The sequence below is a fragment of the Pseudomonas bijieensis genome, assembly GCF_013347965.1.
In the GTDB taxonomy this organism is placed as follows: Bacteria; Pseudomonadota; Gammaproteobacteria; order Pseudomonadales; family Pseudomonadaceae; genus Aquipseudomonas; species Aquipseudomonas bijieensis.
Genome location: NZ_CP048810.1, coordinates 3,670,383 through 3,696,970, shown reverse-complemented (window position 1 = coordinate 3,696,970; position 26,588 = coordinate 3,670,383). Strand labels below are relative to the sequence as shown.

At 61.8% G+C, this 26,588-nt stretch carries 19 protein-coding genes and 2 pseudogenes; 10 read left to right on the top strand and 11 right to left on the bottom strand.

The annotated features are described in order from the left end of the window. Window positions 1-4: 4 nt before the first annotated feature. Window positions 5-919 carry a phasin family protein gene (locus GN234_RS16145; protein WP_176688763.1) on the top strand — a complete coding sequence of 305 codons (915 nt, stop codon included), beginning with the start codon at window positions 5-7 and terminating at the stop codon, window positions 917-919. Window positions 920-1,125: 206 nt separating this feature from the next. Here the strand turns inward: GN234_RS16145 and GN234_RS16140 are convergent, their stop codons facing one another. The 10 genes and pseudogenes from GN234_RS16140 to GN234_RS16095 all read right to left on the bottom strand — a co-directional run bounded on the left by GN234_RS16140 (window position 1,126) and on the right by GN234_RS16095 (window position 14,294). Next, the gene (locus GN234_RS16140; protein ID WP_109752026.1) at window positions 1,126-1,746 is read right to left on the bottom strand and encodes a TetR/AcrR family transcriptional regulator; all 621 of its coding nucleotides are present in this window, start codon (window positions 1,744-1,746) and stop codon (window positions 1,126-1,128) included. A 60-nt stretch (window positions 1,747-1,806) separates the two neighbouring features. Then, window positions 1,807-3,489, bottom strand: a complete 1,683-nt coding sequence (phaC, locus tag GN234_RS16135) for a class II poly(R)-hydroxyalkanoic acid synthase (RefSeq protein ID WP_176688762.1) — start codon at window positions 3,487-3,489, stop codon at window positions 1,807-1,809. A gap of 112 nt (window positions 3,490-3,601) precedes the next feature. Continuing rightward, a complete protein-coding gene (phaZ, locus tag GN234_RS16130) occupies window positions 3,602-4,456 on the bottom strand; it encodes a poly(3-hydroxyalkanoate) depolymerase (protein ID WP_109752028.1) in 855 nt (284 codons plus the stop codon). Between the two features lie 260 nt (window positions 4,457-4,716). Next, window positions 4,717-6,397 (bottom strand): annotated as a pseudogene (gene phaC / locus GN234_RS16125) (class II poly(R)-hydroxyalkanoic acid synthase). Window positions 6,398-6,675: 278 nt separating this feature from the next. Continuing rightward, on the bottom strand, window positions 6,676-7,053 hold the full coding sequence (locus GN234_RS16120) for a gamma-butyrobetaine hydroxylase family protein (protein ID WP_109752031.1): 378 nt from the start codon (window positions 7,051-7,053) through the stop codon (window positions 6,676-6,678). 192 nt (window positions 7,054-7,245) lie between these two features. Continuing rightward, a complete protein-coding gene (hslU, locus tag GN234_RS16115; protein ID WP_176688760.1) occupies window positions 7,246-8,583 on the bottom strand; it encodes an ATP-dependent protease ATPase subunit HslU in 1,338 nt (445 codons plus the stop codon). Window positions 8,584-8,633: 50 nt separating this feature from the next. Then, on the bottom strand, window positions 8,634-9,164 hold the full coding sequence (gene hslV / locus GN234_RS16110) for an ATP-dependent protease subunit HslV (protein WP_003196958.1): 531 nt from the start codon (window positions 9,162-9,164) through the stop codon (window positions 8,634-8,636). Window positions 9,165-9,430: 266 nt separating this feature from the next. Further along, the gene (locus tag GN234_RS16105; RefSeq protein WP_003196959.1) at window positions 9,431-10,126 is read right to left on the bottom strand and encodes an SPOR domain-containing protein; all 696 of its coding nucleotides are present in this window, start codon (window positions 10,124-10,126) and stop codon (window positions 9,431-9,433) included. A gap of 1 nt (window position 10,127) precedes the next feature. After that, complete coding sequence (gene argS, locus GN234_RS16100) at window positions 10,128-11,864, bottom strand: arginine--tRNA ligase (RefSeq protein ID WP_176688759.1); 1,737 nt, start codon at window positions 11,862-11,864, stop codon at window positions 10,128-10,130. A 210-nt stretch (window positions 11,865-12,074) separates the two neighbouring features. Next, complete coding sequence (locus GN234_RS16095) at window positions 12,075-14,294, bottom strand: primosomal protein N' (protein ID WP_109752034.1); 2,220 nt, start codon at window positions 14,292-14,294, stop codon at window positions 12,075-12,077. A 207-nt stretch (window positions 14,295-14,501) separates the two neighbouring features. On the opposite strand from GN234_RS16095, the gene rpmE reads away from it, so the two are divergent. From rpmE to ltrA, 3 genes and pseudogenes are all read left to right on the top strand, one after another. Beyond that, window positions 14,502-14,726: a 50S ribosomal protein L31 gene (rpmE, locus tag GN234_RS16090; protein WP_003196965.1), complete on the top strand. Its 225-nt coding sequence runs from the start codon at window positions 14,502-14,504 to the stop codon at window positions 14,724-14,726. Between the two features lie 303 nt (window positions 14,727-15,029). Beyond that, complete coding sequence (locus GN234_RS16085; protein WP_109752035.1) at window positions 15,030-16,298, top strand: malic enzyme-like NAD(P)-binding protein; 1,269 nt, start codon at window positions 15,030-15,032, stop codon at window positions 16,296-16,298. A gap of 483 nt (window positions 16,299-16,781) precedes the next feature. Continuing rightward, a pseudogene (gene ltrA / locus GN234_RS16080) lies at window positions 16,782-18,203 on the top strand (group II intron reverse transcriptase/maturase). Between the two features lie 310 nt (window positions 18,204-18,513). Here ltrA and GN234_RS16075 read toward each other — a convergent pair. Further along, entirely contained in the window at window positions 18,514-20,958 is a 2,445-nt protein-coding gene (locus GN234_RS16075) for a penicillin-binding protein 1A (RefSeq protein WP_176689597.1), read from the bottom strand. Between the two features lie 207 nt (window positions 20,959-21,165). Between GN234_RS16075 and GN234_RS16070 the strand changes: the two genes are divergently transcribed. From GN234_RS16070 to aroK, 6 genes are read left to right on the top strand one after another with little or no spacing between them, the layout of a single operon-like run. Then, window positions 21,166-22,230 (top strand): pilus assembly protein PilM, encoded by a 1,065-nt coding sequence (locus GN234_RS16070; RefSeq protein WP_109752037.1) that lies wholly within the window; start codon window positions 21,166-21,168, stop codon window positions 22,228-22,230. Continuing rightward, window positions 22,230-22,796, top strand: a complete 567-nt coding sequence (locus GN234_RS16065; RefSeq protein WP_109752038.1) for a PilN domain-containing protein — start codon at window positions 22,230-22,232, stop codon at window positions 22,794-22,796. Before GN234_RS16070 ends, GN234_RS16065 begins: the two co-directional genes overlap by 1 nt. Next, complete coding sequence (gene pilO / locus GN234_RS16060) at window positions 22,793-23,416, top strand: type 4a pilus biogenesis protein PilO (RefSeq protein WP_109752039.1); 624 nt, start codon at window positions 22,793-22,795, stop codon at window positions 23,414-23,416. Before GN234_RS16065 ends, pilO begins: the two co-directional genes overlap by 4 nt. Continuing rightward, complete coding sequence (locus tag GN234_RS16055; RefSeq protein WP_109752040.1) at window positions 23,413-23,940, top strand: pilus assembly protein PilP; 528 nt, start codon at window positions 23,413-23,415, stop codon at window positions 23,938-23,940. Before pilO ends, GN234_RS16055 begins: the two co-directional genes overlap by 4 nt. A gap of 13 nt (window positions 23,941-23,953) precedes the next feature. Continuing rightward, the gene (pilQ, locus tag GN234_RS16050) at window positions 23,954-26,041 is read left to right on the top strand and encodes a type IV pilus secretin PilQ (RefSeq protein WP_116833986.1); all 2,088 of its coding nucleotides are present in this window, start codon (window positions 23,954-23,956) and stop codon (window positions 26,039-26,041) included. A 4-nt stretch (window positions 26,042-26,045) separates the two neighbouring features. Then, entirely contained in the window at window positions 26,046-26,564 is a 519-nt protein-coding gene (aroK, locus tag GN234_RS16045) for a shikimate kinase AroK (RefSeq protein WP_003196983.1), read from the top strand. The last annotated feature ends 24 nt before the right edge of the window (window positions 26,565-26,588 follow it).

The following is a 26,588-nucleotide window of genomic DNA, read 5'->3' as shown; positions in this document are numbered from 1 at the left end:
CGGGATGGCTGGCAAAAAGATCACTGAAAAAGAAGGCAGCTCGTGGGCCGGGAAGATTGAAAAATACTCCCGCAAAATCTGGCTTGCTGGTTTAGGCGTGTACTCGAAGATCGACACTGACGGCAGCAAACTCTTCGAGTCCCTGGTTAAGGACGGCGAAAAGGCCGAAAAACTCACCAAGACGGCCGTCGGCAAACAAGTCGATGCGGCCAAGGGCACTGCCGAGTCCGCCAAGTCGCGAATCGGCGGCGTGAAGGATCGTGCACTGGGCAAATGGGACGAACTGGAAGGGGCTTTCGACAAGCGCCTGAACAGTGCGATCTCGCGTCTGGGCGTGCCGAGCCGCAATGAAGTGAAGGCGCTGCACAGCAAGGTCGATACGTTGACCAAGCAGATCGAAAAACTCACTGGCGCCAAAGTCGCACCGGTAGCGACCAAGACGGCAGCGGCCAAGCCGGCAGCGGCCAAGCCGGCGACCAAAACGGCAGCCAAGCCATTGGTCAAGGCCGCGGCAAAAACCGCCGCCAAGCCTGCTGCCAAAGCAGCGGCCAAGCCCGCGGCTAAAACCGCAGCGGCCAAACCTGCTGCCAAAGCGGCGGCCAAACCGGTGGCGGCGAAAGCGGCAGCCAAGCCAGCGGCCAAACCTGCTGCTAAAACCGCAGCGGCCAAACCTGCTACGGCCAAAGCGGCAGCCAAACCTGCCGCCAAGCCTGCTGCCAAAGCAGCCGCTAAACCTGCGGTGGCAAAAAAACCGGCTGTGAAAAAACCGGCGGCGCCAAAAGCAACTGCACCGAAGGCGCCGACCGCGGCCGCCAAACCGGCTACCCCGGTGAGCACGGCGAACTCCGCCGCAGCGCCGACCCCGGTCGCCACTCCGACTACCGCGCCGGCTCCAACGACGCCTCCCACCCAGTCCTGATTCTTGAGGACATGCAAAAACGCCCGGCCTGTGAAGGTCGGGCGTTTTTGTTTGTACGCAGGTCAACCTGTGGGAGTGGTGGTGCAAATATTGAAATCACCCAGAAAATAATGTGGGAGTGAGCCTGCTCGCGATTGCGGTGTGTCAGCCACATTGATGTTGGATGTGCGACCGTCATCGCGAGCAGGCTCGCTCCCACAAGGTACTTACTCGTGTTCTTCCAGGTAGCGCAACGCCAATTGCTCGGTCGCCACCTTGGTCGCCGGCGGCAGGTGCGGGGCTACCAGCATCATGATCTGGTAGACCACCAGCCGGACCTCACCCTCACGGTCGAGGATCCGCTGATAGTCCAGCGAGAACAGCAAGGTCATGGTGATCTGTTCCACCAGTTGCCCCAGGGCCTGGGTATCGCTGACCAGCAACCCCTGGGCCTTGAGTTGCGCCAGCAACGAGGCGAGGGTTCGCTTCAGGGCATTGAGCAGTTGGCGAATGCCCTTGGCCAGCTTCGGCAAGCGCCCGGCCAGGTTCGACAGGTCCTGGAACAGAAACCGGTACTGGGCCAGACGCTCGACGATCAGATGCAGGAACAACCAATAGTCTTCCGGCGCCAACTGCACGTCCGCCGGAGGGTCCAGCAGCGGTGCCAGTTCGCTCTGGAACCGCTCGAACAACCCGAGGATCAGCGGCTCCTTGCCATGGAAGTGGTAGTAGAGGTTGCCCGGGCTGATGCCCATTTCGTTGGCAACTTCCATGGTGGATACGTTCGGTTCGCCCTTTTCGTTGAATAACTGCAGGGCACATTCGAGGATGCGATCGCGGGTTTTCATCCGTTCTTCTTAGTGATCAAGTCGTGCCACGGCCAATAACCTGGCCGTGGAGTGGGGCCTTCAGCGCACGCGAACATAGGTCCCCGGGGCTGCGTCCAGAGGCGGGTAGTTCGCGTTGCCCAAGGTCATTTGGGTTTCGTGTTGGGCGCCGGAGCGCTCCTGGATCCAGCCCAGCCACTGGGTCCACCAACTGCCTTCGACGTGCTTGGCGTCGTAGTACCAGGCCCGTGGGTCGCTGCTCAGTTTCGCGCTTTCGATGTAATTGGCCTTGGGGTTGCCCGGTGGGTTGAGGATGCTCTGGACATGGCCGCTGTTGGAAAGCACGAAGCGTTTTTCGCCACCGAGCAACAGCGTCGAGCGGTACACCGCGTCCCAGGGCGTGATGTGGTCGTTGATGCCACCCACGCTGAAACTGTCCACCGTCACTTTCTGCAGGTCGATTGGCGTGCCGCACACTTCCAGGCCGCCGGGATGGGTCAGTGGGTTGTGCTTGAAGAAGTCCAGCAGGTCACCGTGGTAAGCCGCCGGCAGCCGGGTGCAATCGTTATTCCAGTAGAGGATGTCGAAGGCCGGCGGCTCCTTGCCCAGCAGGTAGTTGTTGATGAAGTAGGTCCAGATCAGATCGTTGGGGCGCATCCAGGCGAATACCCGGGCCATGTCGCGACCATCGAGGATGCCCTTCTGGTAGGAGCGGCGCTTGGCGGCTTCTAGGGTCTGTTCGTCGATGAACAACGTGGCCGGGCTGTCGATCTGGCTGTCCAGCAGGCTCACCAGATACGTGGCGCTGGCGACCCGGCGTAGCTGGCGCTTGGCTTGCAGGTGGCCTTGCAGGGCGGCGATGGTCATGCCCCCGGCGCAGGCACCCATCAGGTTGACCTCGCGGGCGCCGGTGATCGCCCGGCAGACATTCATGGCCTCCTCCGCAGCCTCGACATAACTGGACAGGCCCCATTCGCGGTGGCGTACATCCGGGTTGCGCCAACTGATGATGAAGACCTGCAAACCGTTTTTCAGGGCGTACTGAACGAAGCTGTTGGAAGGGCTCAGGTCGAAAATGTAGAACTTGTTGATCTGCGGCGGCACGATCAGCAAGGGCTTGGCGTACTGTTTTTCGCTCATGGGCCGGTACTGGATCAGCTCGAGCAATTCGTTGCGAAACACCACCGCTCCGGGTGTGGTCGCCAGGGTCTTGCCGACTTCAAAGGCGTGGGGCGTGGTTTGGCGCGGCAAGCCGTCGTTGTGCAGCAGGTCGTCTACCAGGTGGCTGATACCTCGAACCAGGCTGGCGCCGCCGGAGTTGAACAGTTCCTTGACCGCCAGTGGGTTGAGCAAGGTATTGGACGGCGACACGGCATCGTTGAGCAGGGCGAAGGCGAAGTGGGCGCGGGCGCGGTCATCCTGGCTCATGGTGCTTTCGTCGATCCAGCTCGTGACCTGTTTCTGCCAGCTCAGGTAGGCCTGCAGGCTGCGGCGGTAGAACGGATTGAGCTGCCAGGTGGGGTCGGCGAAACGCTGGTCGTTGGGGTTGGTGGGGTGCAGGGTCTCGCCCAGCAGCACACGGCCCAGTTGACTGCCCAGCTTCAACGCATGCCGGGCACTGTGCACCGGGTTGCGCAAGCCATGTGCGGCCACGCTGCGCAAGGTGGACAGCAGGTCTCTGCCACGCAAGCCGGTGACTGCACTTTGTGCGTTGATGAAGCTGGCAGGGGCGGGCATGGAACCCTTCGCCGGTTTGTCGCGCATGAGTCAACTCCTTCGTCATCAGGCTAAAAACAAACACACCGAACCAGACAACATAGTCGCTGTTTCGGGTCGTTGCGCGGTCCGGCGTCCTGCCAGGCGCTAATGGGCGGTTTCAGCCGCCCAGCGGCGAGGGATGCGGATGCATCACTGCACGCTGACGTTCTTCCTCCAGGAATTTCATGATGATCGGTGCCACCGCTTCGGCCCGGGTGATCAGGAACAGATGGCCGTCATCGATGATGTGCAATTGGGCGTTGGGAATGCGCCAGGCCAGCATGCGCATGTTGATCAGTGGAATCAGCGGGTCGTCGTCGCCGGCCAGCACCAGGGTCGGCTGGTGGATCTTGTGCAGCCAGTGGATGCTGGTCCAGCCCAGACCGGCGAACAGTTGCCAGTAATACCCAAGCTTGCCCGCCGAACGAACCTTGGCCGCATGGCTGGCCGCCAGGCTCGGGTCGCGGCGGAACGAGCCACCGTAGATCAGCGGTGCGATACGCATCACGTGGGACGGTTGAACATAGCGCCGAGGGCTGGCCATCATCCACAGCACCTTCGGTTTGCCCGGCACCATCACCGCCCCAGCCGCCGTGGCCGCCAGGACCAGCTTCTTGCAGCGCTCCGGGTAGTCATAGGCGAACTGCTGGGCCAGGGCGCCCCCCCAGGACACGCCGATCACGTTGACCTGCCCGTAGTCCAGGTAATCGAGCATCCTCGCAGTGAGTTTTGCCAGCCCGGGAAAGCGATACGGCCGGTTGGGCGTCGATGAGCCGCCGACACCGGGCACGTCAAAGGCGATGACTTCCAGGTCCGGGTCCAGGGCCTGGATGAACGGGAACACCAGCTCGAGGTTGGCGCCGATGCCGTTGAAAATCAGCAGGGGCGTCAAGTGAGGCTTGCCGGGACGTACCGCGGTGCGCAAGGTCTGGCCATCCAGATCGACGGTACGGAAGATGTACGGTTGCGGCATGCTTCAAGCCCTATGGGTTGGATCGCTGTCTTTCATTTTTTCCCCTATCCCCTGTGGGAGCGAGCCTGCTCGCGATGACGGCGGTACATCCAACATCAATGTGGGCTGACACACCGTTATCGCGAGCAGGCTCGCTCCACAGGGGATCTGCTGTGAACATGGGTTTTATGTTCCCCAGCGCTGTGGGCCTTGCATTCGGTGTCGGCTGGCGGGATGTATTCGTGAGCAAGCTCATTCCCGCAGCAGACGAGTTGCATTTCCTACCGCTCATGCACATAGGTGCCAGGCGCCGCTTCACCGGCCGGGTAGGCCTTGTTGCCCAGCACGGTAGGGGCTTTTTTTCAGTTTGCCCGAGCGCTCGGCCTGCCAGGCCTGCCAGTGCAGCCACCAGGAATCGGTGTGCTTGGTGGAGTTTTCCTGCCAGTCCTCGGCCTTGGCCGGCATGTCCTCGCCGGTCATGTAGCGTGACTTGGGGTTGCCTGGCGGGTTGAGGATGCTCTGGATATGGCCGCTGCTCGACAGCACGAACTCCACCTTGCCGCCAAACAACTGCGCCGACTTGTAGCAGGACTTCCACGGTGTGATGTGGTCGTTGGTGCCGGCCAGGGAGAAGATGTCGGCGGTGACCTGCTTGAGGTCGATGGGCGTGCCGCACACTTCCAGTGCATTGGGACGGATCAGTGGGTTGTTCTTGAACATTTCGATGAGGTCGCCGTGGAACGCCGCCGGCAGCCTCGTGGTGTCGTTGTTCCAGAACAGGATGTCGAACACCGGCGGTTCGTTGCCCAACAGGTAGTTGTTGACCCAGTAGTTCCAGATCAGGTCGTTGGGGCGCATCCAGGCGAACACCTTGGCCATGTCGCGGCCCTCGAGTACGCCGGCCTGGTAGGAGTGGCGCTTGGCCGCTTCCAGGGTCTGCTCGTCGACGAACAGCGCCACGTCGGTGTCCAGGGTGGTGTCGAGCACACTCACCAGCAAGGTCAGGGCGTTGACCTTTTTCTCGCCGAGGGCGGCGTAATGGCCCAGCAGCGCGGTGCAGGTGATGCCGCCCGAGCAGGCCCCGAGCATGTTCACGTCCTTGCTGCCGGTGATGGCCGTGACCACGTCCACCGCTTCCTTGAGTGCCTCGATGTAGGTCGACAGGCCCCACTCGCGCTGCTCCTTGGTGGGGTTGCGCCAACTGACGATGAAGGTCTGCACGTTGCTGCGCAGGCAGAAGCGCGCCAGGCTCTTGTCCGGGCTCAGGTCGAAAACGTAAAACTTGTTGATCTGTGGTGGCACCACCAGCAGCGGTCGCTCGTGGACCTGCTCGGTGATGGGCCGGTACTGGATCAGCTCCAGCACGTCGTTGCGAAACACTACGGCGCCTTCGGTCACGCCCAGGCTCTTGCCGACCTCGAACGCACCCATGTTGACCTGGCTCGGCATCCCGCCGTTGTGCACCAGATCCTTGGCCAGGTGGGACAGGCCGTCCAGCAGGCTCTTGCCGCCGGTTTCGAAGAAGCGCTTGACCGCCGCCGGGTTGGCCGCCGAGTTGGTCGGCGCCATGGCTTCGGTCATCAGGTTGATCACGAAATGCCCGCGGCTGATGTCCGCCGGCGAGAGGTTGCTGTCGTCGATCCAGGCGTGCAGCTCCTTGCGCCACGCCAGGTAGGTTTGCAGGTAACGTTTGTAGAGCGGGTTCTGGCTCCACGCCGGGTCGACGAAGCGACGGTCGTCACCGGCCGGTTGCAGTTCGGATCTGCCGAACAGGACATTCTTGAGTTCGACGCCGAAATGAGCGACGTGCTTGACGCTGTGCAGCGGTTGCTTGATGGCCTGGGTCAGCACCATGCGGGCAGAGGCCAGCAGGTCTTTCCTGCGCAAGCCGACGACGGGATTCAACCCCAGGGTATTTTCCGAGGCCTGGTACTTCAGGTCATCGTTGTTCTTGTTGCTCATCTACGACGCTCCATTGTCCTTCAGACGAGTACCCGTATCGTGCCATGAAGCCACACAGCCAATACCAGGTACGCTGCTCGGGTGACCATTAATTCCGCATCGAGGGCCAATGAGGAAACGTATGCCAGGAACTCGTCGGTTCCTTTGCAGGTAACTTGCCAGCTCCATTGGTTACCCGAGTTTAATTTTTTTCGCAAGCAGGCCAGTCATTGACGTTGCTGCGCGGGCATTCAAGCAGATGAGTCTAGAAAATTCCCCCTAAAGCGCCAGCCCTTGAGCTAGAGCATCAGCTTGACGACGGACTCGTTCGGATCGCGGGTTTTTCCGGCGGCCTTGAGTTCGCCAAGATAATCGTTCCACAGGTCTTGCTGGCGCACCGCCAACTGATAGAGATAATCCCAAGTGAACAGTCCGCTGTCGTGGCCGTCGTCAAAGGTCAGTTTCAGTGCGTACTGGCCGGCCGGTTCGACCTTGGTCAGGCCGACGTTGAGCTTGCCGTATTGCAGGATGGGTTTGCCATGGCCCTGGACCTCGGCGGAAGGCGAGTGCACTCGCAGGAATTCGGCGGGCAGGTGGTACTCCTCGTCTGGCGCGTACTTGAGCGTCAGGGTCCTGGAGGCTTTGTGCAGGTTGATGGCGGTGGGGAGTTTGGTCATGGGGCGTCAGTCTCTTGCAAGCTTGCGTGAACGATATGTGGCGAGGGAGCTTGCTCCCGCTGGAGGGCGAAGCCCTCCCAAAAAAATCGCGACCAGTTCCTGATAAGCGGCGGCCACGGGTTTTGGGGCCGCTTCGCGGCCCAGCGGGAGCAAGCTCCCTCGCCACAAGAGCCCACTCACATAGCGTGTGGCTTACAGGATATACCGCGACAGGTCTTCGTTCTGCGCCAGTTCACCCAGGTGGCTGTTGACGTACTCGGCGTCGATCAGGATCGGCGCTTCATTATGGGCACTGGCCAGGTCGCCGGCGCTGAACGAGACTTCCTCCAGCAGGCGTTCGAGCAGCGTGTGCAGGCGACGGGCACCGATGTTCTCGGTCTTTTCGTTGACCTGCCAGGCGATCTGGGCCAGGCGCTTGATGCCTTCTGGCGTGAACTCGATGTTCAGGCCTTCGGTCTTGAGCAGTGCGCAATACTGTTCGGTCAAGGACGCGTGAGGCTCGCTCAGGATGCGCTCGAAGTCTTCCGGCGTCAGCGCCTTGAGCTCGACACGGATCGGCAGGCGACCCTGTAGCTCCGGCACCAGGTCGCTCGGCTTGCTCAGGTGGAAGGCACCGGAAGCGATGAACAGGATGTGGTCAGTCTTGACCATGCCCAGCTTGGTGTTGACCGTGCAGCCTTCGATCAGCGGCAGCAGGTCGCGTTGTACACCCTCGCGGGACACATCGGCGCCGCCGACATTGCCGCGCTTGGCGACCTTGTCGATTTCGTCGATGAACACGATGCCGTGTTGCTCGACCGCCTCCAGCGCCTTGGCCTTCAACTCTTCTTCGTTGACCAGGCGGCTGGCCTCTTCATCGCGCACCAGTTTCAGCGCTTCCTTGACCTTGAGCTTGCGGTTCTTTTTCTTGCCTTTGCCCATGTTGGCGAACAGGCTCTGCAACTGGTTGGTCATTTCTTCCATGCCCGGTGGCGCGGAAATGTCGACGCCGGCCATTTCGGCGACTTCGATCTCGATTTCCTTGTCATCCAGCTGGCCTTCGCGCAGGCGCTTGCGGAACAGCTGGCGGGTGTTGGAGTCCTGGGTTGCGGCAGAGTCGGCGTTGAAGCCCATGCGCGCCGGTGGCAGCAGGGCGTCGAGGATGCGCTCTTCGGCGGCGTCTTCGGCGCGGTGGCGAACCTTGGTGATTTCCTGTTCGCGCAGCAGCTTGATGGCGGCATCGGCCAAGTCACGGATGATCGACTCGACGTCGCGGCCGACATAGCCGACTTCGGTGAACTTGGTGGCCTCGACCTTGATGAACGGCGCGTTGGCGAGTTTGGCCAGGCGCCGGGCGATTTCGGTTTTACCGACACCGGTCGGGCCGATCATCAGGATGTTCTTGGGGGTCACCTCGACGCGCAGCTCTTCGGGCAACTGCATCCGCCGCCAGCGATTGCGCAGGGCAATGGCGACGGCGCGCTTGGCATCGTCCTGGCCGATGATATGGCGATTGAGTTCGTGGACGATTTCGCGGGGAGTCATGGACATAGTAATTGGCGGTCCTCAAGCATGAATGAGCCGGTGCGCAAGTGGCAGGCTTATTCGGCGAGGTCCTGCTCCTCAATGGTCTGGGTGTGATTGGTGAAGACGCAGATGTCGCCGGCGATGCCCAAGGCAGTCTCGACGATCTCACGGGCCGACAGGTCGGTTTTTTTCAGCAGCGCGCTGGCCGCCGCCTGGGCGTAGGCGCCGCCGGAACCCATGGCGATCAGGCCGTCCTCGGGCTCAACGACATCGCCGTTGCCGGTGATGATCAGGGAGGCGTCCTTGTTGGCGACCGCGAGCATGGCTTCGAGGCGGCTCAGAGAGCGGTCGGTGCGCCATTCCTTGGCCAGTTCCACGGCGGCACGGACCAGATGGCCCTGGTGTTTTTCCAGCTGGCCTTCGAAACGTTCGAACAACGTGAAGGCGTCGGCAGTGGCACCGGCAAAACCGGCGATGACCTCGCCGTGATACAGGCGGCGGACTTTCTTCGCGTTGCCTTTCATCACGGTGTTGCCCAGTGAAACCTGGCCGTCACCGCCCATGACGACTTTGCCATGACGGCGGACTGAAACGATGGTGGTCAAGGGAGAGTCTCCACGCAGCGGGGCGAAAATGCCCGGATGGAACTCATATGGGGGTGGCGCGGGGTTTTTCAACTGCGGGGAGGGAGAGGGGACGAGCGGCGCCCTGGGGGCAATCAAGTTTGTGGCAAAGGCATTCACTGTGGCGAGGGAGCTTGCTCCCGTTGGAGCGCGCAGCGGTCCCAAGCTTTTGGGGCTGCTACGCAGCCCAGCGGGAGCAAGCTCCCTCGCCACAAAAGCCCCACAGCACCGGGTGTTTTCAGCAGAAATCAGCGGCTCTGGCGTTGTTGTAACAACAGGTTGCTGAAACCGCTGCCGGCCAGTTGTTTCTGGGCCTTGGTCAGTTCTTCGCGGTTGCTGAACGGGCCGACCAATACCCGGTACCAGGTTTCGTCCTTGACGGTGCCGGACTCCACCGACACGGACTGGCCCAGCAGAATGATCTGCGCCCGGACCTTGTCGGCGTCGGCCTCCTTGCGGAACGATCCGGCCTGGAGGAAGAACTTGGTCACCGGCGCGGCTTTCTGCACCGGCGGGGCCGGTGGCGGCGTGATGCCGGCCAGGGCTGCCTGGGCGCGAGCGGTGTCGATTTTCGCCGCTTCGGCCGGGGTCACCGGTGTAGTGGGCACTTGCGGTGTCGGCAGGGTTTTCTCCGGCACGGCATCGGGCGGCACGATGACTTCCGATTCCGGCAGCAAGGTGTAGAAGTCGTATTTCGGCTTCACCGGTTGCGTCGGACTCGGCGGGGTCTTGTTGGCCTCGGCGATGCGCGTGGCTTTCTGCTGCTCCTGCCGGACGCGCTTGACGTCATCGCCCTGGCCCGGCTCCAGCTTCATCAGGAACACAATGAAAGCGCCGACGGTCAGGCCGATGGCCATCCACAACCAGCCCGGAATCGGTTTCTTGGCTGGAGGCTGGTAACGACTGGCGCCGCGCTTGGGTGCAGGTTTTTTCTTGGCGGCCAACTTACATGCGCTCCAGGGTTTCCAGGCCCAGCAGCTCCAGGCCTTGCTTGAGCGTACGCCCGGTCAGCGCGGCGAGGCGCAGGCGGCTCTGCATTTGCTCTGGGGTTTGCGCATTGAGGATCGGGCAGTTCTCGTAGAAGCTGGAGAACAGGCCGGCCACATCGTACAGGTAGGCGCACAGGATGTGCGGTGTGCCCTTGTCGGCGACGTTGTTCAGCACTTCACCGAACTGCGCCAGTTTCGCCGCCAGCTCCTGTTCCTGGGCGGCTTCAAGCACGATCTGGCCGTCCACTTCGCTGAAGCTTTTGCCGAGCTTGCGGAACACCCCGGCCACGCGGGTGTAGGCGTACAGCAGGTACGGCGCGGTGTTGCCTTCGAAGTTGAGCATCAGGTCGAAGTTGAAGCTGTAGTCGCTGGTGCGATGCTTGGACAGGTCGGCGTATTTCACCGCGTCGATGCCCACGACCTTGGCGATCTTGCGCAGTTCGTCTTCGGCCAGGTCCGGGTTCTTGCTCTTGACCAGGATGTAGGCGCGCTCCTGAGCTTCGGTCAGCAGGTCGATCAACTTCACCGTGCCGCCGTCACGGGTCTTGAACGGACGACCGTCGGCGCCGTTCATGGTGCCGAAGCCCATGTGCTCCATTTCCATTGGACGGGTCACGAAACCGGCCTGGCGCGCGACTTCGAACACCTGCTGGAAGTGCAGGGCCTGGCGCTGGTCGACGAAGTACAGCACTCGATCGGCCTTGAGCACGCCGTTGCGGTAGCGCACGGCCGCCAGGTCAGTGGTGGCGTAGAGGTAGCCACCGTCGGCCTTGACGATGATCACCGGCAGCGGCTCGCCATCGGCGGTCTTGAATTGGTCGAGGAACACACACTGGGCGCCGTTGCTTTCCACCAGCATGCCCTTGGCCTTGAGGTCGTTGACCACGTTGATCAGGTCGTCGTTATAGGCGCTTTCGCCCATCACGTCGGCCATGGTCAATTTGACGTTCAGCAGTTCGTAGATTTTCTGGCAGTGGGACAGGGAAATGTCCTTGAACTTGCTCCACAGCGCCAGGCACTCGGCATCGCCGGCCTGCAGCTTGACCACCAGGCCACGGGCGCGGTCGGCGAACTCGGGCGACTCGTCGAAGCGTTGCTTGGCGGCGCGATAGAAGTTCTCCAGGTCCGACAGTTCGTCGCTGGTGATCGGGTTTTCCTGCAGGTAGGCCATCAGCATGCCGAACTGGGTGCCCCAGTCGCCGACGTGGTTCTGGCGGATCACGGTGTCGCCAAGAAACTCCAGGACCCGGGCCACGCCGTCGCCGATGATGGTCGAGCGCAGGTGGCCGACGTGCATTTCCTTGGCGAGGTTGGGCGCCGAGAGGTCGACCACGGTGCGCTGCAACGGGCCGGCCTTGCGCACGCCGAGGCGCGCGTCGGCCAGGGCCGCGTCCAGGCGCGAAGCCAGGGCCTGGGTGTTCTGGAAGAAATTGATGAAGCCGGGGCCGGCAATGTCCGCCTTGCTGACATTTTCGTCGGCCGGCAGCGCGGCGATGATTTTTTCCGCCAGGTCCCGCGGTTTCATGCCGGCCGGTTTGGCGAGCATCATCGCGATGTTGCTGGCGAAGTCGCCGTGGGTCTTGTCGCGGGTGTTTTCGACCTGAATCGCCGGCGACAGGCCTTCTGGCAGCACACCTTCAGCGACGAGTTGGGCGATGGCTTGCTGGATGAGCTGGCGAATGGTGTCTTTCATGGTCTTCTCTTTCAACCGCAGGCGCGGCGGCGCTTCGATGCGCTGGTGGAAAAACTGGGCATTATCCGTGGCGAAGGCGGGCTTGCCAACTGTAGCGGGTCGGTTGGGGATGTGTGGTGACTATTCGGGCGTCATCGCGAGCAGGCTCGCTCCCACAGAAAATTGCATTCCTATGTGGGAGCGAGCCTGCTCGCGATGACGATGCCCGGGTCAATACAAGTCCACCGGATCCACATCCAGCGACCAGCGCACCGCTCGCCCGCTGGGCATTTGTTCCAGCACCAGCAGCCAGGCACTCAGCAGACGATGCAGTGGCGCCCGGGCATTGGCTTGCAATAAAAGCTGCGCGCGATAGCGCCCGGCCCGCCGTTCCATCGGTGCCGGTACCGGGCCCAACAGTTCGATGCCGGTGAGGCTCTGCTCTGCCAGCAAGCGTTCTGCCTCGCTGCAGGCCTCGTCGAGGAATGCTTCGGCCTGCCCCGGCTTGTGGGCTTCGGCCCGCAGCAATGCCAGGTGGGCAAACGGCGGCAGACCAGCGCTGCGCCGTTCGCTCAAGGCCTGTTCGGCGAAGGCGAAATAACCTTGTTCGGTCAGTTGGATCAACAACGGGTGATCGGCCAGGTGCGTCTGGATAATCACTTTGCCCGGCTCCTCGGCCCGTCCGGCCCGCCCCGCGACCTGGACGATCAACTGCGCCATGCGCTCGCTGGCGCGGAAGTCACCGGAGAACAGGCCGCCATCGGCGTCGAGGATCGACACCAGCGTGACCCGGGGAAAGTGGTGCCCCTTGGCGAGCATCTGCGTGCCCACCAGGATGCACGGCTGGCCCTTCTGGATCGTGGCGAACAACTGGTTCATCGCGTCCTTGCGCGAGGTGCTGTCGCGATCCACCCGCAATACCGGGTAATCGGGGAACAGGATGCCCAGCCGTTCTTCGGCGCGTTCGGTGCCGGCGCCGACCGGGCGCAAATCCACTTTGCCGCACTGTGGGCAGTGCCTTGGCACGCGCTCGACGTGGCCGCAATGGTGGCAACGCAGTTCGCCGTGGCGCTGATGCACGGTCATCCGCGCGTCGCAGCGTTCGCAACCGGACATCCAGCCACAGTCATGGCACAACAGGGTCGGGGCAAACCCGCGGCGATTGAGAAACACCAGGACCTGCTGCCCGGCGGCCAGGGTCTGGCCGATGGCTTGCTGCATCGGCCCGGAAATACCGCTGTCCAGCGGACGGCTTTTCACATCCAGGCGCAGGAAGCGCGGCTGCTTGGCGCCGCCGGCCCGTTCGTTCAGGCGCAGCAGGCCGTAGCGGCCGGTATAGGCGTTGTGCAGGCTTTCCAGGGACGGCGTCGCCGAGCCCAGGACAATGGGGATGTTTTCCTGGCGCGCGCGCACCAGCGCCAGGTCGCGGGCGTGGTAGCGCAGGCCTTCCTGCTGTTTATAGGAGCCGTCGTGTTCTTCGTCGATGATGATCAGGCCGGGGTTTTTCATCGGCGTGAACAGGGCCGAACGGGTGCCGATGATGATGTCGGCCTCGCCATCGCGGGCGGCCAGCCAGGCCTCCAGGCGTTCGCGGTCGTTGACCGCCGAGTGCACCAGGGCGATCCGGGCGTTGAAGCGTTGTTCGAAGCGCGCCAGGGTTTGCGGGCCGAGGTTGATTTCCGGAATCAGCACCAGGGCCTGTTTGCCGGCTTCCAGGGTCTGGCGGATCAGCTGTAGATAAACTTCGGTCTTGCCGCTGCCGGTGACGCCCGCCAGCAGAAAAGCGTGATAACTGTCGAAGCCTGCCCGGATCGCTTCGCAAGCGGCCCGTTGTTCGGCGTTGAGCGGCAGTTCCGGCTGGGCCAGCCAATGTTCGTGGCGGGCGCCGGGAGCGTGCCTGCGGATCTCCACCTGGACCAGGTCCTTGGCCAGCAGCAGGTCGAGGCTGTCCTTGCTGAGCATCAGTTTGCTCAGCAATTGATGGGCCACACCGTGGGGATGTTGGGCCAGGGTCGCCAGGGCTTCGCGCTGGCGCGGGGCACGGGCGATGCGCGGATCGTCCAGCGAGGCTCCCGGGGCCACCGACCAGAACCGCTCCTGGCGCGCCTCGGCCAGTTCGCCCTGGCGCAGCAGTACCGGCAGCGCCCAGCTCAAGGTATCGCCGAGGCTGTGCTGGTAATACTGGGAGGTCCACAGGCACAGCTTGAACAGCGACGCCGGCAAGGGTGGCGTGGCATCGAGCAGGGCCAGGGCCGGTTTGAGCTTGTCGGCCGGCACTTCGCTGTGATCGGTGACCTCAACCAGGATCCCGATCATCTCCCGGCGGCCGAACGGTACCCGCAGGCGCATGCCTGGTTGCAACTGGGCGCGCAGGACCCCGGCCGGGGCGCGGTAGTCGAACAGGCGGCGCAGGGGCGAAGGCAGGGCGAGGCGCAGGATGGCGTCGGGCACGCGGGAGGGTCTCGATATACAGACAAATTCAGAAGGCTTGGCACAACCCTTGTGGAAGAGCTTGCGCATGAGGCGGGGAGCCTAGCAGACGGTTGGTGCAAGTCATAGCTTGCGTGATTGACGTTGTCTGGTAGAATCCGCGGCCTATTTACGTGCGGTATTCAACAATAGTGTTGGGTGGCGGCACGCTAGCCTGAGGAAAACAGCATGAAAACCGATATCCATCCGGAATACCCAGTAATTGCCGTAACCTGCAGCTGCGGCAACAAGTTCGAAACGCGTTCGACCTACGGCAAAGCCCTGGCGATCGACGTTTGCAACGAATGCCACCCGTTCTACACCGGTAAGCAAAAGACTCTGGATACCGGCGGCCGCGTTCAGAAGTTCGCCGATCGTTTCGGTGCTTTCGGCAAAGTTACTCCAAAAGCCTGAGGCTGATCATTTTGGAAGGTCGTCTCGACCCTTCCAGATTGATAAAGAAGGCGTCCCTTGTGGACGCCTTTTTTGTGCCTGCGATAAAGCAAGGTATCGGGCTGCGCGAGAGGGCTTGATTAAAAATTGTAGACATTTTTCTATCTGATTGTATGCATGTAGCCCTTGTGTTTCATGGCTCTTGGCCCAAAGTCGTAGGGCAGGGCGCTTGACAGTAGTGACTGGTCAGTCTTGTGGGGATTTTACGAGGCGCGTATCCTCGGCGGTCCGTCTGTCCAACACAGTAAAAAGCGGAATGCCCACATGTCTGATCTGAAAACTGCCGCTCTCGAATATCACGCTAATCCTCGTCCAGGGAAGCTGAGTGTCGAGCTCACCAAGGCCACCGCTACTGCTCGCGACTTGTCGCTGGCCTACAGCCCCGGCGTAGCCGAACCAGTACGCGAAATCGCTCGCGACCCTGAACTGGCCTACAAATACACCGGTAAAGGCAACCTGGTTGCAGTCATTTCCGATGGCACCGCGATTCTCGGCCTGGGTAACCTCGGCCCATTGGCCTCCAAGCCGGTCATGGAAGGCAAGGGTGTGCTGTTCAAGCGCTTCGCCGGTATCGACGTATTCGACATCGAAGTCGACTCCGAGAGCCCGCAAGCCTTCATCGACACCGTCAAGCGTATCTCCATCACCTTCGGCGGCATCAACCTGGAAGACATCAAGGCACCTGAGTGCTTCGAGATCGAGCGCGCCCTGATCGAACAGTGCGACATCCCGGTATTCCACGATGACCAGCACGGCACCGCCATCGTCACCGCGGCCGGCATGATCAACGCCCTGGAAATCGCTGGCAAAACCCTGCCTGAAGCCAAGATCGTCTGCCTGGGTGCCGGCGCCGCGGCCATCTCCTGCATGAAGTTGCTGGTGAGCATGGGCGCCAAGATCGAAAACATCTTCATGGTCGACCGTACCGGCGTGATCCACTCCGGCCGTGACGACCTGAACCAGTACAAGGCCGTGTTCGCCCACGCGACCGACAAGCGCTCCCTGGCGGACGCGCTGGACGGTGCCGACGTATTCGTCGGTCTGTCGGGTCCGAACCTGCTGAGCCCGGAAAACCTGCTGCGCATGGCGCCGAACCCGATCGTGTTCGCCTGCTCGAACCCGGATCCGGAAATCTCCCCGGAGCTGGCTCACGCTACCCGCAGCGACGTGATCATGGCCACCGGCCGTTCGGACTACCCGAACCAGGTCAACAACGTACTGGGCTTCCCGTTCATCTTCCGCGGTGCCCTGGACGTTCGCGCCAAGCGCATCAACGAAGAAATGAAAGTCGCGGCCGCCAACGCCCTGCGCGAACTGGCCAAGCTGCCGGTGCCACAGGAAGTGTGCGACGCCTACGGCGGTATCAAGCTGGAGTTCGGTCGTGAGTACATCATTCCGAAACCAATGGACGCCCGCCTGATCACCCTGATCTCCGACGCCGTGGCCAAGGCCGCCATCGAGACTGGCGTGGCGACCCTGCCGTATCCGAAGAACTACCCGCTCAAGAGCGTGGATGACGTGTTCAACGGCTAAGCCGTTGTAGCGCTTCAACGAAAAACCCCGGCTCCTGTGAGTCGGGGTTTTTTATTGGTGCGCCAGGCATGGCGCGTTGCGCGAAGCGCAACCAGTTTGGCTATGGTGGCCACGCTGGTGACTTGGAGGTGAAAGTCCTCTACACACCCGGCAAGGGGAAGTGTTAGCCAGAGGCAAGGGTGTCGCGGGTGACCGCGAATCTGAAGGAAGCCCGAGGCAAAATGCTGGCCTGACGAACAGGAAGCGGATAGAGGCGGCGCAGCGGGGTAAGAAGGCCAATATCTTCAAAGCCCAATACTTGCACGGAACGCTGTGACGTAGATCCGACAGGCATAAGCAGGAAGGTCGCGCGAATTACCCTGGGAGATCTGCACGTTTGCCACTGTGCTACCGGGCGTCGAGAGGCGACGGGATGAGCGTGCAGAAGTCAGCCGAGGCCGTAGTAAGTGACGAGTAACCCAGTCACCAAGGGCCGAACAGGTTATGCCGCCAGTAGGCGTCAGAGTCTCGTCGAATGTCGAAAAAGCAGAAATCTCTCCACAAGAGGGCTGTAACCCCAAGTCCCGGACGGAATCCGGGGTTTGTGGCTGGCAGTGCGCAGACATCGGCGGCGTCTGTGGTGTGGACGAACGCGGAGCTGGACACGCTGATGGAACGGGTGCTCGCACCCGCCAACCTCAGACGTGCGTATCAACGCGTGGTCAGTAACAAGGGCGCGCCGGGTGCCGATGGCATGACGGTCGCCGAATTGGCAGGCTACGTGAAACAGTATTGGCCGATCCTCAAAGCCCGACTGCTGGCCGGTGAGTACCAGCCGCAAGGTGTGCGCGCCGTTGACATCCCCAAACCCAAAGGTGGAACTCGGCAGTTGAGTATTCCCAACGTCGTGGATCGTCTGATCCAACAAGCCTTGCTGCAACAGCTCACGCCGATTTTCGACCCCCTGTTTTCGGACTACAGCTACGGTTTTCGTCCGGGCAGAAGCGCTCATCAAGCCATCGAAACAGCCCGTGCCCACGTGGCGGCGGGTCAGCGTTGGTGCGTGGAACTTGATCTTGAGAAGTTCTTTGATCGTGTTAACCACGACGTTCTGATGGCCCATATAGAGCGCCAAGTCGAAGACAAGCGAGTGCTCAGGCTAATCCGCCGTTACCTCGAAGCCGGGATCATGTCGGGTGGCATCGCCAGCCGACGGCAGGAAGGGACTCCGCAAGGCGGCCCGCTCTCGCCGTTGCTGTCGAACATCCTGCTTAATGAACTCGACCGCGAGCTGGAACGGCGGGGCCATCGCTTCGTGCGCTATGCAGACGATGCGAACATTTATGTACGCAGTCATCGTGCAGGCGAACGGGTCATGACCAGTGTTGAGCGTTTCCTGAATCAGCGTCTTAAACTGACGGTGAACCGGGAAAAGAGCCGTGTGGCACGGCCTTGGACCTGTGATTACTTGGGCTATGGGATGAGCTGGCACAAACAGCCGAAGCTGAAAGTGGCAACGATGAGTCTGGGTCGCTTGCGCGACCGACTCAGAGAGCTGCTGCGCGGAGTACGGGGTCACAAGATGGCGAACGTCATCGAGCGGATAAACCCGTAGTGCGAGGTTGGGCTGGCTACTTCAAGCTCAGTCAGAGCAAACGACCACTTGAGGAGTTGGATGGTTGGGTGAGACGCAAACTTCGTTGTGTCATCTGGCGGCAATGGAAGCAGCCCTCTACGAGGGCGCGCAACCTGATGCGCCTGGGGCTCGACGAAGGACGCGCCTGTAAATCAGCGTTCAATGGCCGAGGCCCGTGGTGGAACTCCGGAGCGCCACATGTGAATCAGGCGCTACCGAAGAAGCTGTGGAATCGACTCGGACTGGTCTCGATACTGGATACGATAAACTGGCTTAACCGCATAGCCTGAACCGCCGTATACGGAACCGTATGTACGGTGGTGTGAGAGGACGGCGGATGTAAATCCGTCTCCTACTCGATCCTGTGGGGTTGTGGGTGGTTAGAAATCTTTCCAGAAGTCAGAACCCGTGGCGAGGGGATAAATCCCCGCTCGGCTGCACAGCAGTCGTAATCCGGCTGGCGCCGGTTCATCTGTTGTTCCGTGCTGCCTGGTTTTTGGGCTGCTGCGCAGCCCTGCGGGGATAAATCCCCTCGCCACGAGATAGCCTGCAAAAAAAAGCCCCGCACTTCTTCCGAAGGCGGGGCTTTGGGGGGGGCGGTCAGAACAGATCGATCGGCGCCGCCTCGTCCGCCGGCAGCGGGCTGCCCGGCGCAGCGCCGTTGCCCAGCTCGTTGACCGACGGTGGCGTGTCTTCGCTCTTGAACAGTTCGAAGTACGCGCCCGGGGTACCTGGCGTGGCTGCGCGACCACTGACCGGGTCGACCCGCAGGCTGAGGATGCCTTCCGGTTCCGGCTGGGTGTGAGGCGGTTTGTCCTTGAGGGCGGCACCCATGTAGCTCATCCAGATCGGCAGCGCCACGGTGCCACCGAACTCACGGCGGCCCAGGCTTTCGGGCTGGTCGAAACCGGTCCAGACGGTGGTCACGTAATTGGCGTTGTAGCCGGAGAACCAGGCGTCCTTGGATTCGTTGGTGGTACCGGTCTTGCCCGCCAGGTCGGTGCGGCCCAGGGCCAGTGCGCGGCGACCGGTGCCGAGCTTGATCACGTCCTGGAGCATGCTGTTGAGGATATAGGTGGTGCGGCCATCGATAATGCGCTCCGCGACGGCGGGCGCTTGCGGCAGGCCTGGGGCCGTCGTGGCTTCGCCCGGCGTCGCATTGACCGTGAACGTCTCGGTGGACGGCGCGGCGAGGCCATCGCTGGCCTGCTCGCCCGTGGGCACGCGTGGCGGGTTGGCAACGAACAGCGTCTCGCCGTTGCGGCTTTCGATCTTGTCGATGATGTACGGGGTGATCTTGTACCCGCCGTTGGCGAACGTACTCCAGCCCGTGGCGATTTCCATCGGCGTCAGGGTCGCGGTGCCCAGGGCCAGGGACAGGTTGCGCGGCAAGTCCTGCTTGTTGAAGCCGAACTTGCTGATGTAGTCGATGGTGCGGTCCACGCCCAGTGCCTGCAACAGGCGGATCGATACCAGGTTGCGGGATTTGTACAGCGCCTCACGCAGGCGAATCGGGCCGAGGAATGTATTGGTATCGTTCTTCGGCCGCCAGACCTTGTCCAGGTACTCATCGACGAACACGATCGGCGCATCGTTCACCAGGCTGGCGGCGGTGTAGCCGTTATCCAGGGCGGCGCTGTAGACGAACGGCTTGAAGCTCGAGCCCGGCTGGCGCTTGGCCTGCAACGCCCGGTTGTAGTTGCTCTGCTCGAAGGCGAAACCACCCACCAGCGAACGGATGGCACCGTCCTGCGGGTCGAGGGACACCAGCGCGCCCTGGGCGGCCGGGATCTGGCTGAACTTGAGGGTGTTGTCCGCCTGGCGCTGGACGCGGATCAGGTCGCCGACCTGGGCCACGTCGGATGGCTGTCGTGGGTTGGCGCCCATGCTGTTGGTATTGAGGAACGGACGGGCCCATTTCATGGTGTCCCAGGCCACATGCTCTTCCAGCTCGCCGTTGCGGGTCAGCACCTTGATGCCGTCCTTGTCCACCGAGGTGACGATCGCCGGCTCCAGGCTGCTGATGGTGCGTTGCTTGGTCAACTCCAGGGCCCAGGCTTCCTTGGTCTTGCCCGGCAGGCGCGATTCAGGGCCGCGGTAGCCGTGGCGCTGGTCGTAGGTCATCAGGCCCTCGTGCAGGGCGGTGTTGGCCATTTCCTGCAAGTTGCTCGGTACCGTGGTGGTCACGCGGAAACCTTCGGTATAAGCGTCGCTGCCATAGCGCCCGACCATCTCGGCACGGGCCATCTCGGCGATATACGGGGCGTTCACTTCCGGGGTCGGTACGTGATAGCTGGCGTTCAGCGGTTCATTGATCGCTGCGGTGTAGTCGGCCTCGCTGATCTTGCCGAGCTTGTACATGCGCCCCAGGATCCAGTCGCGACGCTCCTTGCTGCGCGCCGGGTTGGCCAGCGGGTTGAAGCGTGACGGTGCCTTGGGCAGGCCGGCGATCATCGCCATCTGCGCCAGGCTCACATCGCGGATCGACTTGCCGTAGTACACCTGTGCGGCCGCCTCGATGCCGTAGGCGCGGTTGCCCAGGTAAATCTTGTTCACGTACAGCTCGAGGATTTCATCCTTGGTCAGCTGTCGCTCGATTTGCAGGGCCAGGAGGATCTCGGTGGTCTTGCGCGAGAAGCTGCGCTCGCTGGTCAGGAAGAAGTTCTTGGCCACCTGCATGGTGATGGTGCTACCGCCGGACTGGATGTGCCCGCTCTTGACCAACTGGCTGGCGGCGCGCATCAGGCTGCCGGGATCGACGCCATAGTGGTTGGCGAAGTTATCGTCTTCAGCACTTAGTAACGCATTGATGAAATTGGGGGGAATGTCGGCGAAACGGATCGGTGTGCGGCGCATTTCGCCAAATTCGGCGATCAGCTTGTTATCGCTGCTGTACACCCGCAGAGGAATCTGCAACTGAATACTTCTCAGCGCCTCCACGGACGGCAATCCCGGACTAAGGTAAAGGAAGGCGCCGCTCAGGCCCAAGAGCAGTCCGCAGAAAACGGCGACGATGGACCATCCGAAAAATTTCAGCAGACGAATCAAGGCTTTTGGATATCCAGGCAAAGAATGAAAAAGGCGCCAGGTGCAGGGATGGACCCGTGCTTGCAACAAAGCGAAAAAAACGCTGGGCATTATAAGCATTTTTTTTCGTCGCGAATGCCATCCGGACGTCCGTCGGACCGGAGTGATTGAACGCAATGCATATTAGAGAGTCCGTAACTCACGGATAGTCATAGGGAATTGGTAGTGCTACGACTCTTCAATAAAAAAGCCCATACGCTTCTGGGGATCGACATCAGCTCCACGTCGGTGAAGCTGCTCGAGTTGAGCCGCCAGGGCGAGCGATATCGCGTCGAGTCCTACGCGGTCGAACCGTTGCCGGCCAACGCCGTGGTCGAGAAGAACATCGCCGATCTCGAAGGGGTGGGCCAGGCATTGTCACGACTGTTGGCCAAGGCCAAGACGCCCGTGCGTAGCGTGGCGGTGGCCGTTGCGGGGTCGGCGGTGATTACCAAGACCATCGAGATGGACGCCGGGTTGTCCGACGATGACATGGAAAACCAGCTCAAGATCGAGGCCGATCAATACATTCCCTATCCGCTGGATGAGGTGGCCATCGATTTCGAAGTGGTGGGCGTTTCGCCGCGCAGTGCCGAGCGCGTCGAAGTGCTGCTGGCGGCCTGCCGCAAGGAAAACGTCGAGGTCCGCGAGGCCGCGTTGGCGCTCGCCGGGCTGACGGCCCGGGTGGTCGACGTGGAGGCTTATGCGCTGGAGCGTGCTTTCGGCTTGCTCGCCACGCAACTGGCCGCCTCCCAGGAACGGCTGACTGTGGCGGTTATCGACATCGGCGCCACCATGACCACCCTCAGCGTGCTGCACAACGGGCGCATCATCTATACCCGCGAACAATTGTTCGGCGGCCGCCAACTGACCGAGGAAATTCAGCGCCGCTATGGCTTGACGCCCGAGCAGGCCGGCTTGGCAAAGAAGCAGGGAGGGCTGCCGGACGATTACCTGAGCGAAGTGTTGCAACCCTTTCGCGAGGCTCTGGTACAGCAGGTCTCGCGATCCCTGCAGTTCTTCTTCGCCTCGGGCCAGTACAGTGCGGTTGACCACATCCTGCTGGCCGGGGGCACGGCTTCGGTCGCCGGCCTGGATCGGCTGATCGAACAACGCCTGGGTACCCCGACCCAGGTGGCCAACCCGTTTACCAACATGGCCCTGGGCAGCAAGGTCAATGCCGGGGCGCTGGCCAGTGATGCACCGGCGCTGATGATTGCCTGCGGGCTGGCCCTCAGGAGCTTCGACTGATGGCGCGGATCAACCTGCTACCCTGGCGCGAAGAACTGCGCGAAGAACGGCGCAAACGCTTTTTGCTGGCCTTGGTGGGCGCGCTGGTCGGTGCGGTCGGCGTGGTCCTGGTTGCGGTCCGATACATCGACGGCGCCATCGACCACCAGGTCGCTCGCAATAACCATCTCTCGGAGCAGATCGCCGTGCTGGACGAGCGCATCAAGCAGATCAGCGAATTGAAGGCTCGTCGCCAGCAATTGCTGGAGCGTATGCGCATCATTCAGGACTTGCAGGGGAACCGGCCGGTCAGCGGGCGCATTTTCGACCAGTTGGCGAGGACCTTGCCGGAAGGTGTTTATTTCACCGAAGTGAAGATGGAAGACCACACGCTCTCGATCAAGGGGGCCGCTGAATCGAACAACCGGGTCTCGGACCTGATGCGCAACCTGGACTCGTCGGACCTGTTCGACACGCCCAACCTGACGGAGGTCAAGGCCACCACCGCCGGGCAACTCGACCAGGCCAACGTTTTCCAACTGACGGTGCGCCAGACCCGCCCGGCCGATGCGGAGGACGCCCAATGAAACCAGGGGAGTGGTTCGACGCGCTGCGCAAGATCGACCTCAGTGACCTGGACACCAACAACATCGGTTCCTGGCCGGCGCCCATCAAATGGCTGGCCGGCGTCCTGTTGGTGGTCCTGGTGCTGGGGCTGGGCTATAACTTTGCCTTGAGTGACCTGGAAAACCAGTTGCAGCAGGTGCGCGAGGAAGAAAACACCCTCAAGGCGCAATTCGCGGGCAAGGCCCACATGGCCGCGAACCTGGAGCGCTACACCGAGCAGATGAAGCAGATGGAAACGTCTTTTGGTGTGCTGTTGCGGCAATTGCCCAGCGATACCGAAGTGCCGGGCCTGCTGGAGGACATCACTCGCACCGGCCTGGGCAGCGGCCTGGAGTTCGAGGAAATCAAGCTGCTGCCGGAGGTCACCCAGCCGTTCTACATCGAGTTGCCGATCCAGATCACCGTGACCGGCGGCTACCACGACCTGGCGACGTTCGTCAGTGGAGTGGCCGGGTTGCCCCGAATCGTCACGCTGCACGATTTCGAAATCGCTCCGATGGAGCCCGAGGCGGGCACGAAGCTGCGCATGAGTATCCAGGCCAAGACCTACCGGTACAACGAGCAGGAGGCGCAACCATGAGGCCGGTGTGTCGCATCTGCCTGCTGGCAGGCCTGGTCGCGCTGGCGGGCTGCAACAACGACAATGGTTTCAGCGACCTGGACGCCTATATGAACGAAGTGCGCCTGCGCCCGCCTGGCAAGATCGAGCCGACACCCACGTTCAGGCCCTACGAAACCTTTACCTACAGCGCCGCGAACCTGCGCAGTCCGTTTTCCCGGCAGGTTCGCGTGGACCAGGCCGACCGGCAGCGGGGCTCGCGCAATGTCCGGCCCGACCCCAACCGGGTCAAGCAGTACCTGGAGGGCTTCAACATCGAGCAGTTCGAAATGGTCGGTACGATCTCCAACGTCAGTGGCTCCTTCGCGCTCCTGCGTGGCGCGGGCGGGGTGCATCGGCTCAAGGTCGGCGACTATCTGGGTCGCAACGACGGGCGGATCGTCGCCATCAGTGCCACTCAGGTCGATGTGGTCGAAATCGTTCCCGATGGCGAGGGTGCCTGGCTGGAGCGACCACGGACCATTCCTTTGAAAGAGCATTCATAGTGGAACTCGAACAATGAACAGGATTTTTTCAGCCCTCGGTATTTCGCTATGGATAGCGCTGTTGTCGCCGATGGTTCATGGGGCCAGTCTGAAGACGCTGGATGTGGCGGCGTTGCCGGGAGACCGTGTCGAGTTGAAGCTTACCTTCGATGGTCCGCCGCCGACTCCTCGGGGCTACACCACCGAACAACCGGCCCGGATTGCCCTGGACCTGCCCGGGGTGACCAATCAACTGGCCAGCAAGAACCACGACCTGGGCGGGGGCAATGCACGCAGCGCCACCGTGGTCGAGGCCGGGGATCGCACCCGGTTGATCATCGGCCTTACCCAACTGGCGCCGTACGATACCCGGGTCGAAGGTAACCATCTGTTCGTGGTGGTCGGCAAGGGGGGCTCTGCGAAGAGCGCTGCTGCGAAGAACACCGTCCAGGCCCCGCGCACGGCGGTTGCCAGCGCGGCGCCCGCGAGGGCCAGTGCGCCAGTGGGCAAGGCGATCCGTGGGGTTGACTTCCAGCGTGGGACCCAGGGCGAAGGCAACGTGGTAATTGATCTGTCTGATCCGTCCATCGCCCCGGACATCCAGGAGCGCGAAGGCAAGATCATCCTCAATTTCGCCAGGACCCAGTTGCCCGAGCCATTGCGGGTGCGCCTGGACGTCAAGGACTTCGCCACCCCGGTGCAGTTCGTCAATGCCAGCGCCGGCAGCGACCGGGCGACCATCAGCATCGAACCCAGCGGCACCTTCGACTACTCGACCTACCAGACCGACAACAAGCTCACCGTCAGCGTCCGTCCCATGACCGTCGACGACCTGCAAAAACGCAACGCCGACCGCGCGGCCTACAGTGGCGAGAAGCTCTCGCTCAACTTCCAGGACATCGAGGTGCGCTCGGTGCTGCAATTGATCGCCGATTTCACCAACCTGAACCTGGTGGCCAGCGACACGGTGCAGGGCGGCATCACCCTGCGCTTGCAGAACGTGCCTTGGGACCAGGCGCTGGATCTGGTGCTCAAGACCAAGGGTCTGGACAAGCGCAAGGTCGGCAACGTGCTGCTGGTGGCTCCGGCCGATGAAATTGCCGCTCGCGAGCGCCAGGAGCTGGAGTCGCAGAAGCAGATTGCCGACCTGGCACCACTGCGGCGTGAGCTGTTGCAGGTCAACTACGCCAAGGCGGCGGACATCGCCAAGCTGTTCCAGTCGGTGACCAGTGCCGAGGCGAAAGCCGACGAGCGCGGCACGATCACGGTCGATGAGCGCACCAACAACATCATTGCCTACCAGACCCAGGACCGGCTCGACGAACTGCGCAGGATCGTGGCGCAACTGGATATTCCGGTGCGCCAGGTGATGATCGAGGCGCGGATTGTCGAGGCCAACGTCGACTACGACAAAAGCCTGGGTGTGCGCTGGGGTGGGTCGATTCAGAACAAGGGCAACTGGAACACCTCAGGGGTGACCACCGGCGATTCCACCACCATTGGCACGCCAGGCAGCACCAGCACCAACCAGCCGTTCGTCGACATGGGGGCCTCGGGCAATACCTCGGGCATCGGCATTGCGTTCATTACCGACAACGTCTTGCTGGACCTTGAACTGACGGCCATGGAAAAGACCGGCAACGGCGAAATCGTCTCCCAGCCCAAGGTGGTGACCTCCGACAAGGAGACGGCAAAAATCCTCAAGGGCACGGAAATCCCTTATCAGGAAGCCAGTTCCAGCGGTGCCACGTCGGTGTCGTTCAAGGAGGCTTCGCTGTCGCTGGAGGTGACTCCGCAGATCACCCCGGACAACCGCATCATCATGGAGGTCAAAGTCACCAAGGATGAACCGGACTACTTGAACAAGGTGCAGGATGTGCCGCCAATCAAGAAAAACGAGGTCAACGCCAAGGTCTTGGTCAATGACGGCGAGACCATTGTGATTGGCGGGGTTTTCTCAAATACTCAGAGCAAGGTTGTAGATAAGGTGCCATTTCTTGGCGATGTGCCGTATCTTGGCCGCCTTTTCCGGCGTGATGTAGTCTCGGAGAAAAAATCCGAGCTGCTGGTGTTCCTCACTCCGCGTATCATGAACAACCAGGCGATTGCTGTGAGTCGTTGATTCTGTGCGAAATTTGATTCTTGTAGGGCCGATGGGCGCTGGAAAAAGCACCATCGGCCGTTTGCTGGCCAAAGAGCTGCGCCTGCCATTCAAAGATTCCGACAAGGAAATTGAATTGCGCACGGGCGCTAATATCCCATGGATTTTCGACAAGGAAGGCGAACCGGGCTTTCGTGACCGTGAGCAGGCGATGATCGCCGAGCTGTGCGCGTTCGATGGCGTGGTGCTGGCCACCGGCGGCGGCGCGGTCATGCGCGAAGCCAATCGTCGGGCGCTGCATGCCGGCGGACGAGTGGTCTACCTGCATGCCTCCGTCGAACAACAGGTCGGCCGCACGGCCCGGGATCGCAACCGTCCGCTGTTGCGTACCGCCGACCCGGCCAAAACCCTGCGGGATCTGCTGGAGCTGCGTGACCCGTTGTATCGGGAGATCGCCGACCTGGTGGTGGAAACCGACGAGCGGCCGCCGCGGATGGTGGTGCTCGACATCCTTGATCGTCTTCAGCAACTGCCTCCCCGTTAATGCGCTTGGCGAAATGCGCTATCC